Annotated in this window: 17 protein-coding genes; 11 read left to right on the top strand and 6 right to left on the bottom strand. The window is 64.1% G+C overall.

The features are described from left to right. The first annotated feature begins 57 nt into the window (after window positions 1–57). Window positions 58–1233: an FAD-dependent oxidoreductase gene (locus WHZ77_RS18210; protein ID WP_375314758.1), complete on the top strand. Its 1176-nt coding sequence runs from the start codon at window positions 58–60 to the stop codon at window positions 1231–1233. 179 nt (window positions 1234–1412) lie between these two features. Further along, on the top strand, window positions 1413–2180 hold the full coding sequence (locus tag WHZ77_RS18205) for an outer membrane protein (RefSeq protein WP_375309196.1): 768 nt from the start codon (window positions 1413–1415) through the stop codon (window positions 2178–2180). A gap of 117 nt (window positions 2181–2297) precedes the next feature. Here WHZ77_RS18205 and WHZ77_RS18200 read toward each other — a convergent pair whose 3' ends face one another. The 4 genes from WHZ77_RS18200 to parE all read right to left on the bottom strand — a co-directional run bounded on the left by WHZ77_RS18200 (window position 2298) and on the right by parE (window position 6816). After that, window positions 2298–3068: an SDR family NAD(P)-dependent oxidoreductase gene (locus WHZ77_RS18200; RefSeq protein WP_143844950.1), complete on the bottom strand. Its 771-nt coding sequence runs from the start codon at window positions 3066–3068 to the stop codon at window positions 2298–2300. Between the two features lie 21 nt (window positions 3069–3089). Beyond that, window positions 3090–3275 (bottom strand): hypothetical protein, encoded by a 186-nt coding sequence (locus tag WHZ77_RS18195; protein ID WP_063194318.1) that lies wholly within the window; start codon window positions 3273–3275, stop codon window positions 3090–3092. Window positions 3276–3577: 302 nt separating this feature from the next. Further along, window positions 3578–4360 carry an outer membrane protein gene (locus WHZ77_RS18190; RefSeq protein ID WP_375309195.1) on the bottom strand — a complete coding sequence of 261 codons (783 nt, stop codon included), beginning with the start codon at window positions 4358–4360 and terminating at the stop codon, window positions 3578–3580. Window positions 4361–4770: 410 nt separating this feature from the next. Further along, complete coding sequence (parE, locus tag WHZ77_RS18185; protein WP_375309194.1) at window positions 4771–6816, bottom strand: DNA topoisomerase IV subunit B; 2046 nt, start codon at window positions 6814–6816, stop codon at window positions 4771–4773. A 260-nt stretch (window positions 6817–7076) separates the two neighbouring features. Here parE and WHZ77_RS18180 point away from each other — a divergent pair, with 260 nt between their 5' ends. The 5 genes from WHZ77_RS18180 (at window position 7077) to WHZ77_RS18160 (ending at window position 11229) form a co-directional block, all read left to right on the top strand. After that, window positions 7077–7607 (top strand): DedA family protein, encoded by a 531-nt coding sequence (locus tag WHZ77_RS18180; RefSeq protein ID WP_375309193.1) that lies wholly within the window; start codon window positions 7077–7079, stop codon window positions 7605–7607. A 225-nt stretch (window positions 7608–7832) separates the two neighbouring features. Beyond that, window positions 7833–8501 (top strand): FMN-binding negative transcriptional regulator, encoded by a 669-nt coding sequence (locus WHZ77_RS18175; RefSeq protein WP_375309192.1) that lies wholly within the window; start codon window positions 7833–7835, stop codon window positions 8499–8501. Next, a complete protein-coding gene (gene argC / locus WHZ77_RS18170; RefSeq protein ID WP_375309191.1) occupies window positions 8498–9484 on the top strand; it encodes an N-acetyl-gamma-glutamyl-phosphate reductase in 987 nt (328 codons plus the stop codon). The genes WHZ77_RS18175 and argC (WHZ77_RS18170) overlap by 4 nt, the downstream gene beginning before the upstream one ends. 96 nt (window positions 9485–9580) lie before the next feature. Then, window positions 9581–10627, top strand: coding sequence for an N-acetyl-gamma-glutamyl-phosphate reductase (gene argC, locus WHZ77_RS18165; RefSeq protein WP_375309190.1), 1047 nt, complete (start codon window positions 9581–9583; stop codon window positions 10625–10627). 14 nt (window positions 10628–10641) lie between these two features. Beyond that, on the top strand, window positions 10642–11229 hold the full coding sequence (locus WHZ77_RS18160; RefSeq protein WP_375314757.1) for a class I SAM-dependent methyltransferase: 588 nt from the start codon (window positions 10642–10644) through the stop codon (window positions 11227–11229). 3 nt (window positions 11230–11232) lie between these two features. Here the strand turns inward: WHZ77_RS18160 and WHZ77_RS18155 are convergent, their stop codons facing one another. Further along, window positions 11233–11631: an MAPEG family protein gene (locus WHZ77_RS18155; protein WP_375309189.1), complete on the bottom strand. Its 399-nt coding sequence runs from the start codon at window positions 11629–11631 to the stop codon at window positions 11233–11235. A 62-nt stretch (window positions 11632–11693) separates the two neighbouring features. Next, the gene (locus tag WHZ77_RS18150; RefSeq protein WP_375309188.1) at window positions 11694–13502 is read right to left on the bottom strand and encodes a PHA/PHB synthase family protein; all 1809 of its coding nucleotides are present in this window, start codon (window positions 13500–13502) and stop codon (window positions 11694–11696) included. Between the two features lie 255 nt (window positions 13503–13757). Here WHZ77_RS18150 and WHZ77_RS18145 point away from each other — a divergent pair, with 255 nt between their 5' ends. The 4 genes from WHZ77_RS18145 (at window position 13758) to glpX (ending at window position 17898) form a co-directional block, all read left to right on the top strand. Next, window positions 13758–14033 carry a hypothetical protein gene (locus tag WHZ77_RS18145; RefSeq protein WP_375309187.1) on the top strand — a complete coding sequence of 92 codons (276 nt, stop codon included), beginning with the start codon at window positions 13758–13760 and terminating at the stop codon, window positions 14031–14033. A gap of 215 nt (window positions 14034–14248) precedes the next feature. After that, window positions 14249–15469 carry an LL-diaminopimelate aminotransferase gene (locus WHZ77_RS18140; RefSeq protein WP_375309186.1) on the top strand — a complete coding sequence of 407 codons (1221 nt, stop codon included), beginning with the start codon at window positions 14249–14251 and terminating at the stop codon, window positions 15467–15469. Window positions 15470–15498: 29 nt separating this feature from the next. Beyond that, window positions 15499–16815, top strand: a complete 1317-nt coding sequence (locus WHZ77_RS18135; protein ID WP_375309185.1) for a homoserine dehydrogenase — start codon at window positions 15499–15501, stop codon at window positions 16813–16815. An 81-nt stretch (window positions 16816–16896) separates the two neighbouring features. Continuing rightward, window positions 16897–17898, top strand: coding sequence for a class II fructose-bisphosphatase (gene glpX, locus WHZ77_RS18130; protein ID WP_375309184.1), 1002 nt, complete (start codon window positions 16897–16899; stop codon window positions 17896–17898). The last annotated feature ends 41 nt before the right edge of the window (window positions 17899–17939 follow it).

Raw genomic sequence — 17939 nt, 5'->3', positions numbered from 1 at the left:
CTCCAGGCGCGTTCCGTGAAAGTCCGGTGTTGCATCGTCGGCGGCGGGCCTGCGGGCATGATGCTCGGCTATCTCCTGGGGCGCGCCGGCATCAAGGTCGTGGTGCTGGAGAAGCATGCGGATTTCTTCCGCGACTTCCGCGGCGACACCGTGCATCCCTCGACGCTTCAGGTCATGGACGAGCTCGGCCTGATCGACGCCTTCCTGAAGCTGCCGCACCAGCGCCTGCAGAAGATGGACGGCCTGTTTGGCGGCACGCATGTGCGCATCGCCGATCTCGGCCGGCTCCACACCAAATACCCGTTCATCGCCTTCATGCCGCAATGGGATTTTCTGAATTTCATGCGCGAGGCCGGCAAGCGCTTTGCTTCGCTCAAGGTGATGATGAACGCGGAAGCCGTCGACCTGATCCGTCATGGCGACGCCATCGCCGGCGTGCGTGCGAAGACGCCGGAGGGGCCGATCGATATCGAAGCCGATCTCACCATCGCCTGCGACGGCCGGCATTCGACCGTACGCGAGCGCGCGGGGCTCAGTGTGGAGGAGATCGGCGCGCCGATGGATGTGCTGTGGTTCCGCGTCGGCCGCAAAGCGGACGAGACCGAGAACCTGTTCGCGCGCGTCGAGCCCGGCAAGATGATGATCACCTTCGACCGCGGCGACTACTGGCAATGCGCCTATGTCATTGCCAAGGGACAATATGACGCGGTGAAGGCGAGGGGATTGCAGGCGCTGCTGGACGACATCGTGCGCCTGGCGCCGGTGCTCGAATGCGGCATTGCCGATGTGAAGGGCTTCGACGACGTCAAGCTGCTCACCGTCGCGATCAACCGTCTGGCGCGCTGGACGCGGCCGGGTCTGCTCTGCATCGGCGATGCCGCGCATGCGATGTCGCCGGTCGGCGGTGTCGGTGTCAATCTCGCCGTGCAGGATGCGGTCGCGACCGCCAACCTGCTCGCCGACAAGCTTCAGCACGGCTGCCCGTCCGAGAACGAACTCGACGCCGTGCGCCGCCGGCGTGAATTCCCGGTGAAGATGACGCAAGCCATGCAGGTGGCCGTGCAGAACAACATCATCAGCGGCGCCGTGCAGGGCGGCGACCGGCCGCTGAAAGTGCCGCTGGTCGTGCGCCTCATCACCGCGCTGCCATGGTTGCAGGGCGTTCCGGCGCGGCTGCTTGCGCTCGGCGTGCGGCCCGAGCACGTGCAGTCGAAGGCCGCGCCGGCTCCGTAGCGCAGCAATTCGGTAGGGATAATGCCGCGTTAAATTGCGCGCAATGCGTTGCGCGCGTGCAACAGCGCAGACGGATTCAAGGTCCGCCTGAGGTCAATCAGGCATCTTAACTTTCTTGATTCAAATTTGAGTAAGACCTGCGTGTGAGCGTGCACCCATCAAAGGACACGGGGTGTACCATGCGTAACAAATTGATTGCCGCCTTCGCCTGCACGACCGCTCTGGTTTCGACCGGCGCTGCCTCCGCCGCCGATCTCGGTGCGCGCTACACGAAGGCGCCCGCTTATGTCGAGCCGCTGTTCAACTGGACCGGTTTCTATGTCGGCGGCCATATTGGTGGCGCCTGGACCAACCAGCAGTTCATCAACAGCGGAAACACGACGCCCTTTGGCGATCTCGGTCCGGGCGAGGGCTTCCGTCAACGCAAATCGGGCATCATGGGCGGCGCCCAGATCGGCTACAACTGGCAGGCTAACAACTATGTGTTCGGCATGGAAGGCACGATCTCCGGCCTCGACAACAAGGGCACGGTCGTCAACACCGCCTTCGGCGCCGGCGACGACATCTTCACCTGGCGCGCCAACGTGCTCGCGACCGTCGTCGGCCGCGCCGGCTTCGCCGTGCAGAACAACCTGTTCTACGTCAAGGGCGGCTATGCCGGCGTGAACAACCGTCTCAGCGTCAGCGATACCGTTGCCCCGGCGACGGGCTCCGGCGGTCAGACCCACTGGGCCAACGGCTGGACCGTCGGCGCCGGTTGGGAATACGGCATCACCCGCAACTGGATCGTCGGCCTCGAATACAACTACGCGGCCTTCGGCAGCCAGACCTATCAACTCGGCGGTACCTCCGGCAGCTACACCTTCGATGCCAAGCCGCGCGACATCCAGTGGGCCGTCGTCCGCGCGAGCTACAAGTTCGATGGACCGGTCATCGCCCGTTACTGAGCGCGTCAAGAAACGACCAAGCAAAGCGACAAAAAACGATCACGACCCAAATTCAAAAGCCCCGGCTTCGCCCGGGGCTTCTTTTTTGCGCGCAGGTTTATCGCGTGCTTGATGGCTCTACGCCATCACCGAGAACCCGCCGTCGACGGGAATCGCGGTGCCCGTGACGAAGTTCGAGGCGGGCGAGGCGAGGAAGACGGCGATGCCCGCGAAGTCGTCGATGTCGCCCCAGCGCCCGGCGGGCGTGCGTGCCAGCACGCGCTCGTGCAGGCCCGAGACCTGCTTGCGCGCGCCGCGAGTGAGGTCGGTGTCGATCCAGCCTGGCAGGATGGCGTTGACCTGGATGTTGTCGGGGGCCCAGGCATTGGCGCAGGCGCGCGTGTACTGCACGATGCCGCCCTTGCTCGCCGCATAAGCCGTAGCGAAGCTCGCACCGAATATCGACATCATCGATCCGATGTTGATGACCTTGCCGTTGCCCGACGCCTTCAGCGCCGGATAGGCCAGCTTCGAGCACAGGAATGCACTGGTGAGGTTGGTGTTGATCACCGTGTTCCATTCGTCGAGCTCGAGTTCGTGCGGCGGCTTGCGGATGCTCATGCCGGCATTGTTGATGAGGATGTCGATGCGGCCGAGATCCCTGACGACACGCTCGACCATCGCGGCGATGGCCGCCTTGTCGGTGACGTCGGTGGTGACGGCAATCGCCTTCACGCCGCGCTGCTTGAGGTCGGCAACCGCGGCGGCCGACTTGGCTTCATTGCGTCCGACCACAGCGATATCGGCGCCGGCGTCGGCGAGTCCGTGCGCCAGGCCAAGCCCGATGCCGCCATTGCCCCCTGTGACGATTGCGACTTTGCCGCGGAGATCGAACCGGTTGGATGTCATGCTTTCATTTCCTGGTTTCTTCTATTGGTTGCTTTGCCAGATCAGGACCAGCCCAAAGCCCGCCATGGCCGCGCCATAGCCGGCCCATTGCAGCTGGTTGACCATGAAGCTCGATCGCGGCCAGGCGATGGTACCCGTGCCCTGTCCGATCCAGAGCAGCCCGACGGCGAGGGCAAACAAGCCTGCTACAAGCAGAAATCTGCGCATGCGATCCTCCCCATTGGTCTGGTTCTGTCGCGGCCCACGGCATGAACGATCGCCATGGGCCTGCGATCACTTGGAGGGCACAGTAGCCGTAGCTTCGGTTGGGATACAATGGCGCCGCCGGCACAATGCGCCTGCTGTCGCGAGGAGTGCTGCCATGATCAATCGCGCGGTGGCGCTCAGCGTGGGGGCGCGTGCGGCAGGGTGAGGGCGTCCGTCAGGAGATGACAGCTCACAACGAAAAAGCCCCGGACGATGCCGGGGCTTTGACGTCTGAACTTGCGTTCTGATCAGTCTTGGTCAGCTCAGTACTTGGCGACGACCGGACCAGTCCAGTTGAAGCGGTAGACCAGCGAGGTCGAGATGGTCTGGTTCCAGCTGTTGGCACGGATGCTGTTGCCGGTCGGCAGGTTGGTGCCGTCGATCAGTTCATCCTGCGTCTTGGCGTTGTAGAAGGCCGAACGATACTCGGTCTTCATGAACCAGCCGGGCGACTGGATGCCGAAGATGTTCAGGTTGTTCTCGACGCCACCGCCGATGAACCAGCCGTTGCGGTTGTAGCTGTTGAGGTGGGCACCAGCGGGAGTGCCGGCCAGCGTCTGGAAGTTGGTCTGGCCGAAGTGAGCGCCAGAGTAACCGCCGTTGACGTAGGAGAGGACGTTCGGGGCAACCAGCCAGCCGAGGCGGACACCAGCGGCCCAGGAGTCTTCCAGCTTCTGCGAGCCAGTGATGCCGAAGATCGGATCCTGGATCGTGGCGCGAATGCTGCCGAACTGACCATCGGCGAACACGCCGGCGACCCATGTGCCGCTGAACTGCCAATCGTAGCCGAGACCAACGGTGCCGAACCAGCCCGAACCGCCCTGACGCTGATCGATCGTCAGCGGGGTGCCGGTGAGGGTGTCGCGGACATGCTGGTCGGCATTCGAGAGGCCACCGCCAGCGCCACCGAAGATGTAGAAGCCGGTCCAGTTGGCAACCGGAGCTGCCATCGGGGCCTTCACGTAGGGGCGAGCGGCCAAGTCAGCGGCCGAGGCCGAACCAGTCATTGCCGCAACCGCGGTCAGAGCCAGCAAAATCTTCTTCATGATAAAATCCCCAACCTTGGTCTGTAGCAGGCGCGAGCGCACTGAAGTTCGTGTCATCTGATGCCCCAACTATAGACGGTTCTCGCCGAAATGCTGTTGCAGGGCAGGCACACTCGGCTGAAAACGCAAGCCGGCACGGTCTTTGGGGCTCATTGCCTGATTTCAAGAAAGTTGAGTTATTATAGTACGTTACAACGGTATCTGATATGTCGGTTTCGGTAGGATTTCGTTAGGAAAGTCGCCTTTGTCCAAAGCGAAGGTAATTTTGCCTATGCCTCGACGGCCTGAGTCGTTGGCCGAGTCGCGAATCGAGCCATGCTGATAGCCTGGCCGGCCGCGTCCGTAGCGGACGGAAAACGAAAAGGCCCCGGCGAACACCGGGGCCTTGTACGCGTCGGCAGATCGCCGCATCAGACGTCAAGCAGGTCATCATTGGCGAATTCGGCCTTGTCCGTGATGAAGGCGAAGCGGGCCTCGGCCTTGGTGCCCATCAGCCGCTCCACTGAATCCGCGGTGGTGTCGCGGTCGTCGGCGAGCAGGACCACCTTCAGCATGGTCCGCTTGGCCGGATCCATGGTGGTTTCCTTCAGTTGCGCCGGCATCATCTCGCCGAGGCCTTTGAACCGGTTCACCTCGACCTTGGCGTTGGCGTTGAACGCGCTCTTGATCAGCTCTTCCTTGTGCTTGTCGTCGCGGGCGTAGACCGACTTGGTGCCATGCGTGAGCTTGTAGAGCGGCGGCACCGCGAGGAAGAGGTGGCCCTCGTCGATCAGCCGCGGCATCTGCCGGTAGAAGAAGGTGATCAGCAGCGAGGCGATGTGGGCGCCGTCGACGTCGGCGTCGGTCATGATGATGATGCGCTGGTAGCGCAGATCCTCTTCGCGATACTGCGCGAGCTGGCCGCAGCCGATGGCCTGCACGAGGTCGGACAGCTGGGCGTTCGCCGTCAGCTTGTCCTTGCCGGCGGAGGCGACGTTGAGGATCTTGCCGCGCAGCGGCAGCACGGCTTGCGTCTTGCGGTCGCGCGCCTGCTTGGCGCTGCCGCCGGCCGAGTCACCCTCGACGATGAAGAGCTCGGAGCCTTCGGTGCCGGCATCGGTGCAGTCGGCGAGCTTGCCGGGCAACCGCAGCTTCTTGCCGGCGGTCTTGCGCGCGGTCTCCTTTTCCTGGCGGCGGCGCAGCCGGTCCTCGGCGCGGTCGATCACGAAGTCGAGCAGGCGGTTGGCCATGTTCGGATTGCCCGACAGCCAATGGTCGAACGGATCCTTCATCGCCTGTTCGACGATGCGTTGGGCTTCGGCGGTGGCGAGACGATCCTTGGTCTGGCCCTGGAATTCAGGCTCGCGCACGAACACCGAGAGCATCACGGCGGCACCGACCATGACGTCTTCGGACGTGATGGACGAGGCGCGCTTGCCCTGGCCGACGCGCTCGGCGTGATCCTTCAGGCCGCGCAACAGCGCGCTGCGCAGGCCCGATTCATGCGTGCCGCCATCGGGCGTCGGCACGGTGTTGGTGTAGGAGGACAGAAACCCGTCGGCATCCGCGGTCCACGCCACGGCCCATTCGCAGGCGCCATGTGCGCCGTTGCGCCCCGATTTGCCGGAGAAGATGTCGGGATGCACCAGCGTGTCGGCATGGATCGCCGCGGCGAGATAATCCTTCAGCCCGCCCGGGAAGTGGAAGGTCGCTTCCGCCGGCACGTCGTCGACGCCCTTGAGCAGCTCGGGCGCGCAGTTCCAGCGGATCTCGACGCCGCCAAACAGATACGCCTTCGAGCGCGTCATCTTGAACAGGCGCTGCGGCTTGAACGCGGCCTTGGCGCCGAAGATCTCGGTGTCGGGCTTGAAGCGCACGCGCGTGCCGCGGCGGTTGTTGACCTTGCCGAGATCCTCGAGCTTGCCCTTGGGGTGGCCGCGTTCGAACGTCATGCGGTAGAGCTTCTGGCTACGCGCGACCTCGACCTCGAGCAACGAGGAGAGGGCGTTCACCACGGAGATGCCGACGCCGTGCAGGCCGCCGGAGGTCTCGTAGACCTTGCTGTCGAACTTGCCGCCCGAATGCAGCGTGCACATGATGACTTCGAGCGCCGACTTCTTGGGGAATTTCGGATGCGGATCGATCGGGATGCCGCGGCCGTTGTCGATGACGGTCAAAAAGCCGTCCGCACTCAGATCGACCCCGATGAAGGTCGCATGCCCCGCCAGCGCCTCGTCCATCGAGTTGTCGATCACTTCGGCGAAGAGGTGATGCAGCGCCTTCTCGTCGGTGCCGCCGATATACATGCCGGGCCGGCGCCGCACCGGTTCCAGGCCTTCGAGCACCTCGATGTCGGCCGCTGTGTAGTCGGCTTCCGCGCCGCTCGCGCGTGAAGCGCCCTTGGTGGGCGCCTTGGCCTTCGGCTCGTCGCCGCCGAAGAAATCGTCTTTTGCTTTAGGCTTCAATTGCTTGGACATGTATTCTGATGTGCTTTGAAGGCCGCGCAGGCGGCGAATCGGTTCGGCCGACTATGGCACGGCTGGCCCGGAAAGGTCACCGCAGGTCGGTCGGGGTGGGTCTGGTTGGGGAGCAATGCCGGCGATTTTACGCCGGAGGCCCAGCAATTCCCGGCAATTTGACACCTTGGTCCGGTCCGGGCCGGATTTTGTGACTTGATGTCACACAAGCCCTTGGCTTACCAGTCTTTTTATCTGACGGGGCGGGAAGGCGGTCTGGAATGGAGCAGTTTGCGCACGCGCTGGCCGACTTCGTGCGTGCTCATCAGGCTTGGGCGGCTCCGGTCGTGTTCCTGCTGGCGTTCGGGGAGTCACTGGCGTTCATCTCGCTGCTGATTCCGGCCTGGGGGGCTCTGGTCGCCATCGGCGCGCTGATTGGCGTCAGCGGCATCAGCTTCTACCCCGTCTGGATTGCCGGCGGGCTTGGCGCCGCGCTGGGCGACTGGGTCTCCTACTGGTTCGGCTATCGCTACAAGGAGAAGGTTGCGCAGATGTGGCCGCTCTCGCGCTATCCGGAAATCCTGCCGAGGGGCGAGGCCTTCGTGCGCAGCTGGGGCGTGCCAAGTATTTTCATCGGCCGCTTCTTCGGCCCGTTGCGCGCCTCGGTGCCGCTGGCGGCGGGTATTTTCGAGATGCCCTATTGGCGTTTTCAGTCCGCAAATTTCATCTCGGCCCTGATCTGGTCGGCGGCGTTGTTGTTGTTCGGCGACGTGATCGCGAAGGTCATGGAATGGATTTGGCGGGTGATCTGACGCCTTGAACCTTGACGGGAACCGAGACTGGCCGTATAGCCGCGCGCCATGATCAACGCCGCGACCATTCTGTTCGTCCGTCGCCGCCGCCGCTCTTTAGCGGTTTGGGCGGTCGATCGCGTTTGAGATCATCGTCTTTGCCGCTGGACCCGATCCGCGGCATTCTCTCTCCTGTCAGCGCGATCTGATCCGGCGGCCCCCCAAGGAGCCCAGCAGGAGACCACGATGTACACGCCACCCTTTTTCAAGCCGGACCGCGCCGCGAGCCTGAAATTCGCCGAGGAGCGCGGCTTCGGCACCATGTGCGCCTTTGACGGCCACAAGCCCATCGCCTCGCCGCTGCCGTTCTACCTGACCTATGCCGATGACGGCACGCCGCAGGCCGCCTTTCATGTCGCCCGTCACAATCCGCTGCTAAAGCTCGCGGGCGGGACGACGTCCTGGCTGCTCGCGGTCAATGGCCCCGATGCCTATGTGTCGCCCGACTGGTACGTCTCGCGGGATCAGGTGCCGACCTGGCTCTACCAGTCGGTCCATCTGACCGGGCCGGTGAAGCTGTTGTCGGACGATGAGCTGGCGACGCAGATCGACACGCTCAGCGACAAATTCGAGAGCCGTCTCTTGCCGAAGAAGCCGTGGACGTCGGGCAAGATGACGGCCGGACGGCTCGAGGCGCTGAAGAAAGGGATCGTGGGCCTGGTGATGACGGTTGAAGAGGTCGAAGGCAGCTTCAAGCTCAGCCAGCACAAATCCGTCGCGGACTACACGGCGATCGCCAATGCGCTCGGCGCGCAAGCCCATGCCGACGCCAGAGAGATCGCGCAATTGATGCAGGACGTGAGGCCGGAGGCCTTCGCGGACGAAACCAACAAGCTCGAAAGGAGCGTGCCATGAGCGTTGCTGAGACCACGAAAGCCCCGACCACCGGCGCGGCGAAAAAGCCCGCCACCGTCTTCGTCGATGGCGGCTCCGGCACCACCGGCCTCGGCATCAACGAGCGGCTGAAGCTGCAGGGTGACGTCGCTGTGAAGACGATCGCCGACGACAAGCGCAAGGATCCCGCGGCCAAGAAGGCGCTGATGGAGGAGGTGGATCTCGTCATCCTCTGCCTGCCGGACGACGCCGCCAAGGAAACGGTCGCCCTGATCGACAGCATGGGTACCTCCGGCCCGAAGGTGCTGGACGCCTCGACCGCCTACCGGGTCGCGCCCGACTGGGCCTACGGCTTTCCCGAGTTGACCCCGGACCAGGCCGGCAAGATCAAGGCCGCGAAAAAGGTTTCCAATCCCGGCTGCTATCCGACCGGCGCGATCGCATTGCTGCGGCCGATCGTCGATGCCGGCCTGCTGCCCCCCGACTATCCCGTCACCGTCAACGCGGTGAGCGGCTATTCCGGCGGCGGCAAGTCCATGATCGCAAGCTTTGAAGACGGCAGCGCGCCGTCCTTCGAACTCTACGGCCTCGGCTTCGAGCACAAGCATCTGCCGGAGATGCAGCTCTATTCGAACCTGACGCGGCGGCCGATCTTCGTCCCCTCGGTCGGCAACTACCGGCAGGGTATGCTGGTCTCGATCCCGCTCCAGCTCGACACGCTGCCGGGCAAGCCGAGCGGTGCCGATCTCCAGGCCGCGCTGGCAAAGCGCTACGCCGGCTCGAAATACGTCTCGGCAATGCCGCTCCAGAACGAAGCGTCGAAGGGCGGCCGGATCGAGCCGGAGGCGCTCAACGGGACCAACATGCTCGAGCTCTACGTTTTCGCCAGCGACAAATATCACCAGGCCGTGCTGGTCGCCCGGCTCGACAATCTCGGCAAGGGCGCCTCGGGTGCGGCCGTGCAAAACATGCGGCTGATGCTGGGATTGCCGACAGATAGCTGATCAAGCGTCGCTCGCGAAGCCAATCCGTTGGACGAGGCGACGCGGCAATTTTTGACCCCGGCAAGACCATCGAATGACGCCTGAAAGGTACGCGTGATGAGCTCGAAGAAGATCGGCATTCTCGGCGCCTCCGGTTACACCGGGGCCGATGCGGTGCGCCTGTTGGCGCGGCATCCGAATGCCGAGATCATCGCACTCACCGCCAACACCCACGCCGGCAAGTCGATGGGCGAGGTGTTTCCGCATTTCTTCATGCTGAACCTGCCGAAACTCGTGGAATGGGAAAAGGTCGACTGGAGCAAGCTCGATGCGGTGTTCTGCGGGCTACCGCACGGCACCACGCAGGAAATCATCGCCTCGGTCCTCAAGGCAAATCCCAAAATCAAGGTCCTCGACATGTCCGCCGATTTCAGGCTGCGGGACAAGAACACCTATGCGCAATGGTATGGCCACGAGCACCGGGCGCTCGAACTGCAGGGCGAAGCGGTCTATGGCCTGACCGAATTCTATCGCGAGAAGATCATTTCGGCGCGCCTGGTCGCCTGTCCCGGCTGCTATCCCACGGCGGCGCTGCTCGCGCTGGTGCCGCTTGCGAAGGCCAGACTGATCGACGTCGACGACATCATCATCGATGCGAAATCGGGCGTCACCGGCGCCGGCCGCGGGCTGAAACAGAACACGTTGTTCAGCGAGGCGGGCGAGGGGCTGTCGCCCTATTCGGTCGGCACCCACCGGCACGCGCCCGAGATCGAGCAGGAGATCGGCGTCGCCGCCGGTTCCGCAGTGACGATCAACTTCACGCCGCATCTGATTCCGATGGCGCGCGGCGAACTGTGCACGTCCTACGTCAAGCTCAACGGCGCGACACCGGACGATCTGCGAACCGCGCTGGAACAGGCTTATGCCAACGAGCCCTTCGTGCATGTCGCCAGGAAGGGCGTGCTGCCGCAGACCCAGAATGTGCGCGGCTCCAACTATGTGCAGATCGGCGTCGTCGCCGACCGCATCAAGAACCGGGCGATCGTGATTTCCACGCTCGACAATCTGGTGAAGGGCTCGGCCGGGCAGGCGATCCAGAACATGAACCTGATGTTCGGGCTGCCCGAGACGGCGGGGCTGGAGCAGATCGCGCTGTTTCCATGACACGAGGTACTGCGGTGGACGATGCGACCTTGCAATTCTATCGGAGCAACGCCCAGGCCTACGCGGATTGGGCGAAGGCGCCCTCGACGCGGCTGCGTGGCTTTCTGGCCCTGCTGCCGCCAGGCGGCGCGATTCTCGAACTCGGCTGCGGCGCCGGCAATCATTCGGCGGTGATGCTGGCCGAAGGGTTTTCGGTGCGTGCGACCGATGGCTCGCCCGAAATGGCCGGGATTGCGTCACAGCGGCTCGGTCATCCGGTCGAGGCGATGCGGTTCGACCAGCTTGACGCGCATGAAGCCTACGACGGCGTCTGGGCAAGCGCCTGTCTGCTGCACGTGCCGCGCGACGAACTCGCCGGCATCCTCGGGCGAATTCATCGCGCGCTGAAACCGTCAGGCGTGTTCTATGCGAGCTACAAGATGGGCGAGAGCGACGGCCGCGACAGCCTCGGGCGCTACTACAGCTACGTGTCGCCGGAATGGCTGGAAGCGACCTACGCCGGCGCGGGGCCGTGGATCACGCTGTCGTCCGAAACCAGCGTGATCCAGAGCTTCGACGAGACGCCGGCCAACATGCTGCATCTCGTCGTTCGCAAAGCCTGATCGCTAGAACACCTTGAAGATCGCCAGCGCCAGCACCGCCTGGGCGAGGAAGCCGACGGTGAAAGCCAGCGTCCGGAACACCGGAATCCCGAGCGCGTAGACGATCAGGTGCGCCACGCGCGACCAGAAATAGACGGTGCAGGCGAGCACGGTCCATTTCGTGGAATAGTCGATTGCGTTCAGGATCAGCACGAGCGGCGCGAACAGCACGAGGTTCTCGACCGCGTTGTCATGCGCGAACATCAGGCGGTTGGCCCACTCCGACTGCGGCTTGTCGCCACGCGAGGGATTGGCCATCGCGCCACTCAGCCCCCGAATCTGGCAGCGGTTGATGGTGTAGGGAATCCAGAGGATTCCAGTCAGGATCACCGTCAATGTCAGCCAGAACAATTCACGCGTCATAGTCCGGTCCCCTCTGTCGTCGCCGTGCTGAAAGTGAGCTTATACAAGCGCACGAGATTGCGCTACGCGCGAACCCTGACATAGCTGCCGGGGGCATCCTCGATCGGAGGCATCGCGTCGCTGCCAACGCTGCGCGCCGGAACTTCCTCGGGATCGAGCCCGCCCAGCCATTCCCGCCAGTCCGGCCACCACGAGCCCTTGTGCTCCACCGCGCCCTTCAGCCATTCGGCGACGTTGATGTCCTTGATGTTGTCGTTGGTCCAGTACTGGTATTTGTTCGAGGCTGGCGGGTTGACGACGCCGGCGATGTGGCCCGAGCCGGACAACACATATTTCACCGGACCCCCGAAGAACTGCGAACCGTACAGCACCGATTCCGCCGGTGCGATGTGGTCCTCGCGGGTGGCGAGGTTGTAGACGGGAACCTTGACCTTGGAGAGGTCGAGCAGCGTGTTGTCGAGCACCATCGTGCCCGCCGACAGCCGGTTCTCCAGATAGCAGTTGCGCAGGTAATAGGAATGGTTCGACGCGGTCATGCGCGTCGCATCGGAATTCCAGTGCAACAGGTCGAACGCGCTCGGCTGCTGGCCCTTCAGGTAGTTGCTGACGACATAGGACCAGATCAGATCGTTGGAGCGCAGCATGTTGAAGGCCATCGCCATCTTGGAGCCCTCGAGCACGCCGGCCGCCTTCATGTCCCGCTCGAGCGATGCGATCTGCTCCTCGTCGACGAACACGAGGAGGTCGCCGGCATGGGTGAAGTCGACCTGGGCTGCAAAGAATGTCGCGGACGACACGCGCTGGCGGCGCTTCTCGGCGAGCCAGGCCAGCGTGGTCGCGAGCATGGTGCCGCCGACGCAATAGCCGGCGGTGTGCACCTTCATCTCGCCGGTGATCTTCTCGATCACGTCCATCGCCGCGAGCGGGCCCTCCTTCATGTAGTCTTCCCAGCTCTTGTTGCCGAGCCGCTTGTCGGGATTGACCCATGAGATCACGAACACGGTGATGCCCTGGTCGACGCACCACTTGATGTAGGATTTCTCCGGCTTGAGATCGAGGATGTAGAACTTGTTGATCCAGGGCGGCACGATCAGCAGCGGCGTGCGCAGCACGGTCTCCGTGGTCGGAGAATACTGGATCAGCTGCATCATCTCGTTCTGGTAGATCACCTTGCCCGGCGTCGTCGCCATGTTGACGCCGACGACCAGATTGTCCGGATCGGACTGGCGGATCTTCAGCATGCCCTTGCCGGCGGCGATGTCCTCCGCCAGCATCTTCAGGCCGCGTGCGAGGTTTTCGCCGCTGCTCGCCACCGTCTCGCGCAGCACTTCCGGATTGGTCAGCACGAAGTTGGACGGCGACAACGCGTTGGTGAGCTGCTGCATGTAGAACTCCGCCTTGCGGCGGGTCTGTGGATCGAGCCCGTCGGCGTCGCGCACCAGCTCCTGCGCCCATTTGGTCGTGAGCAGATAGAGCTGCATCACGAAATCGAAGAACTGGTTCGACTTCCATTCCGGATCGGCAAAGCGCTTGTCGCGCGGCGAGGGGGCGATCGCGGGCGGAGCGTCCTGACCGGCCATGCGGCGCGCCGCCGAGCCCCAGAGGTCGAGATAGTCCTTGGCGAGCTTGGTCTGCAGATCGGACGAGCGTGAGGTATCCGACAGCCAGTATTCGGCGACGGTCGTGAAGGTCTTTACGACCTCCGTGAGCTCAGCCGGCGGACGATCCTGCACCTCGCCGCTCTCGCGCGGCTTGAGGTATGCGGCAAGTGCCTTGCCGCCGCTTTCCATCGCCCGCGCGACATTCATCGCGAAGGCTTCCGCATCGAACTTCGTCTCGGATTTGGGCGTGTCAGTCGTGGCGGTACTCATGAGCAGAACAGTAACGATTCATTCCGTATTCGTCACCGCGAAGCTCGCATGTTTGGCGTTAAACACGCTCCAAGATGTGCTGCACTGCGACAAAGCCCCTTGGTTTTGTCACAATCCGGGTGCATCCCTCCGGTCAGTGGGCCTTGGAAGTTTTCTCGCTCCTACCATTTGTGGGCAGCAGTGGTTTGAGCTTGGGCAGGTTGTAGGGGTAAGCTCCCGGCAGCCTTGCATTGGGACGAGTAGGGGATTTCCCAGGTGTTGGCGTTGAGGGACCTGCAAAGGAAGCTGCCGATTGGCGGCGCGCTGCTGATGATGGCGTTCGCCCTGGGCGGCTGCTCGAGCCAGCTCGCGGACATGACGCCCGCAGATGCGCAAGCCCATACCCGGGAGCCCGGCAGCTACCTGCCGGTGCACGATCTGCCGCCGGATCGTGACCAGGCGGTCATCCCGCCGGACCAGCGCGCCAAGATCGAGGCCGAGCTTGCAGCTGCACGAGACCGCCAGGCCGTCGCTGCCAAAGACGCCAAATGAGGCGGCGCAAGGTAATCGCTGGCGCCCCCGCCACTCCGTGCTAAAAAGGCGTCAATTCAGCCGAGAGTCAGGGCGAGGGTGTTCAGCCCTTGTTGCCGAAAATCGCTCCAAGTATTTGATCTTGAGTGAGTTTTGCGCGAGAAGCAGCCGCCTTTCCGATCGGAGTCATTACCTGCCGATTCTGTCCTGACCGGTTGCCCGGAGCCCAGAGAGCCATGGAAGAATTTTACCGCATCCGCCGCCTTCCACCTTACGTGTTCGAGCAGGTCAACCGGGCCAAGGCGGCCGCGCGGAACGCAGGCGCCGATATCATCGACCTCGGCATGGGCAATCCGGATCTGCCGGCTCCGCCACATGTGCTGGACAAGCTCAGGGAGACGCTCGGCAAGCCGCGCACCGACCGCTACTCGGCCTCCCGCGGCATCAACGGCCTGCGCAAGGCGCAAGCCGGATACTACGACCGCCGTTTTGGCGTGAAGCTCAATCCTGACACCCAGGTGGTGGCGACACTCGGCTCGAAGGAGGGGTTTGCCAACGTGGCGCAGGCGATCACCGCGCCGGGCGATGTCATCCTGTGTCCGAACCCGAGCTACCCGATTCATGCCTTCGGCTTCCTGATGGCTGGCGGCGTGATCCGCTCGGTGCCCTCTGAGCCGACGCCGCAGTTCTTCGAGGCGGTGGAGCGGGCGATCGTGCATTCGATCCCGAAGCCGCTGGCTTTGGTCGTCTGCTATCCGTCGAACCCGACCGCCTATGTTGCGAGCCTCGACTTCTACAAGGATCTCGTCGCCTTCGCGAAGAAGCACGAGATCCTGATCCTGTCCGACCTCGCTTATGCCGAGGTCTATTTCGACGAGAGCAACCCGCCGCCCTCGGTGCTCCAGGTGCCCGGCGCGATCGACGTCGCCGTCGAGTTCACCTCGATGTCGAAGACCTATTCGATGGCCGGCTGGCGCATGGGCTTTGCGGTCGGCAATGAGCGCGTGATCGCAGCTCTTGCCCGCGTCAAATCCTATCTCGACTACGGCGCCTTCACGCCGGTGCAGGTTGCCGCGACCGCCGCGCTGAACGGCCCGGACGATTGCATCAGGGAGATGCGCGACACCTACCGCAAGCGCCGCGACGCGCTGGTGGAATCGTTCGGGCGCGCCGGCTGGGACATTCCGCCGCCGGAGGCTTCGATGTTCGCCTGGGTGCCGTTGCCGGAGGCCTTCCGCAGCGTTGGCAGCATGCAGTTCGCAACCCTGCTGGTGGAGAAATCCGGGGTCGCGGTCTCGCCCGGCGTCGGCTTCGGCGAGCATGGTGAAGGATATGTCCGCATCGCCATGGTGGAAAACGAGCAACGGATCAGGCAGGCCGCCCGCGGCGTGCGCCGCTTCCTTGAAAGCGGCATCGAAACGTTGCACAACGTGGTTCCGCTCGCCAATCGGCGTTAAGTTCTCTTCGACAGGTTTTCCAAGGCATCATGGTTGCACCCCTGAAAGTGGGCATAGCGGGGCTCGGCACCGTGGGCGCCGAAGTTGTCCGTTTGATTGAAACGCAGGCGCGCGTGCTCGCGGGCCGCAGCGGCCGCGGCATTCGCGTCGTTGCCGTCACCGCGCGCTCCAAGGCGAAGAAGCGCAGCATCGACCTGCGCGGCGTCGAATGGACCAGGGATCCGATGGCGCTGGCCACGCATCCCGGCATCGACTGCTTCGTCGAGCTGATGGGCGGTGCCGGCGATCCCGCGCTGTCTGCGGTGGAAGCTGCGCTCAACGCCGGCAAGTCCGTCGTCACCGCCAACAAGGCGTTGCTCGCCAAGCACGGCCTGAAGCTGGCGAAAGCCGCCGAAACGCACGGCGGTGCGCTGAATTACGAGGCAGCCGTCGGCGCGGCGATCCCCGTCATCAAGACGTTACGCGAGGGCCTCGCGGGAACCGACATCAACCGCGTCTATGGCATCCTCAACGGCACCTGCAACTACATCCTGACCCGGATGGAGCAGGAGGGCCTGTCCTTCGCCGAATGTCTCAAGGATGCGCAGCGGCTCGGCTATGCCGAGGCCAACCCGTCCTTCGACGTGGACGGCCACGATACCGCGCAGAAGCTCGCGATCCTCGCCAGCCTCGCTTTCGGCACGAAAGTTGCTCAAAGCGCGGTGTATGTCGAAGGTATCTCATCCATCGCGCCGGAGGACCTGCGCGCGGCCGACGAACTCGGTTACCGGCTCAAGCTGCTCGGCGTTGCCGTTCGCACCGCCAAGGGCGTCGAGCAGCGCGTGCATCCGACCATGGTTCCCAAATCCTCCTCGATCGCGCAGGTGATGGGTGTCACCAATGCGGTCACGATCGATGGCGAAGGCATTCCGCCGATCACGCTGGTCGGGCCCGGTGCCGGTGGCGCCGCGACCGCGTCCGCCGTCGTCGCCGATATCGCCGACGTCGCGCGCGGCATCCGTGCCAATCCGTTCGGCCGGCCGATCGCGCAGCTGCGAGATACCAGGAAGGCGCCGATGGAACGGCACGAGGGCGGCTACTACATCCGCCTCCTGGCGCGCGATTTCCCGGGCACGGCGGCCGCGATCGCCACCCGGCTTGCAGAACAGAAGATTTCGATCGAGTCGATCGTGCAGCGTCATCCCAATGGCGGCGCTCCGCCCGCCGACGGCAAGGCGGTGCCGGTGCCGGTCATCCTGATCACCTATGCCACGCATGAGGACGCCGTGCGCCGCGCGCTCGCTGCCGTGCAGAAGGACAAGGTGATCAGCGGCCGGCCGCAGGTGATACGGATCGAGAAGAACTGACACGGTTCGAACGAACTGTGGGTGCTACGAGTTGATGCGGACGGAGATTTCCGTCCAGAACTGTTTCGAAGGAGTTAGCCGATGTCGACCCATATTTCAGTCCCGCCGCAAGCGTTGCTCGAGCGCATCCTCACGCTGGAGATCGTGCGCGTGACGGAGCGGGCGGCGGTGTCGTCGGCGCGCTTGCGCGGGCATGGCAATGAGAAGGCGGCCGACCAGGCCGCGGTGGACGCGATGCGGCGCGAGCTCAACAAGCTGCCGATCGAGGGCACCATCGTGATCGGCGAGGGCGAGCGCGACGAGGCGCCGATGCTCTTCATCGGCGAGAAGGTCGGCATGAACGCCGGCCCGCAGGTCGACATCGCGGTCGACCCGCTCGAAGGCACCACGCTGTGCGCCAAGAACATGCCGGGCTCGATTGCCACGATGGCGATGGCCGACGGCGGCACGCTGCTGCACGCGCCCGACGTCTACATGCAGAAGCTCGCGATCGGCCCCGGCTACGCCAAGGGCGTCGTCGAGCTCGACGCGACGCCGGCCGAAAACGTCCGCCGCCTCGCCAAGGCCAAGGGTGTCCAGCCTGACGGCATCACCGTGCTCGTGCTCGACCGTCCGCGCCATGCCAGCATCATCGAGAGCGTGCGCTCGACCGGTGCAGCCGTGCGCCTCATCACCGACGGCGACGTCGCGGGCGTGATCCACTGCGCCGACCCCGACAACACCGGCGTCGACATGTATCTCGGCACCGGCGGCGCGCCGGAAGGCGTGCTCGCGGCCGTCGCGCTGCGCTGCATCGGCGGCCAGATGCAGTGCCGCCTCATCCTCGATTCCGACGAGAAGCGCGAGCGCGCTGCCAAGATGGGCGTCAACGATCCCAAGATGATCTACGGCATCGAGGACATGGCGCGCGGCGATTGTCTGTTCGCCGCCACCGGCGTCACCACGGGCTCGCTGCTGTCAGGCGTCAAGTTCCGCAAGGACGGCGTGATCGAGACCGAGACGGTGGTGATGCGCTCCGTCACCGGCACCGTGCGCTACATCAAGGCCGAGCACCGCGAGCTGGCGAAGTTCCATCTGGACTAGGCGCCGCAACGTCAACTGCCGTCATTCCGGGGCTCGCGAAG

Origin of the sequence: Bradyrhizobium sp. A5 (assembly GCF_042076515.1) — a bacterium.
GTDB lineage: Bacteria > Pseudomonadota > Alphaproteobacteria > Rhizobiales > Xanthobacteraceae > Bradyrhizobium > Bradyrhizobium cosmicum.
The sequence above is the reverse complement of the archived record's forward strand: the minus strand, read 5'-3'. Positions and strand labels throughout refer to the sequence as shown.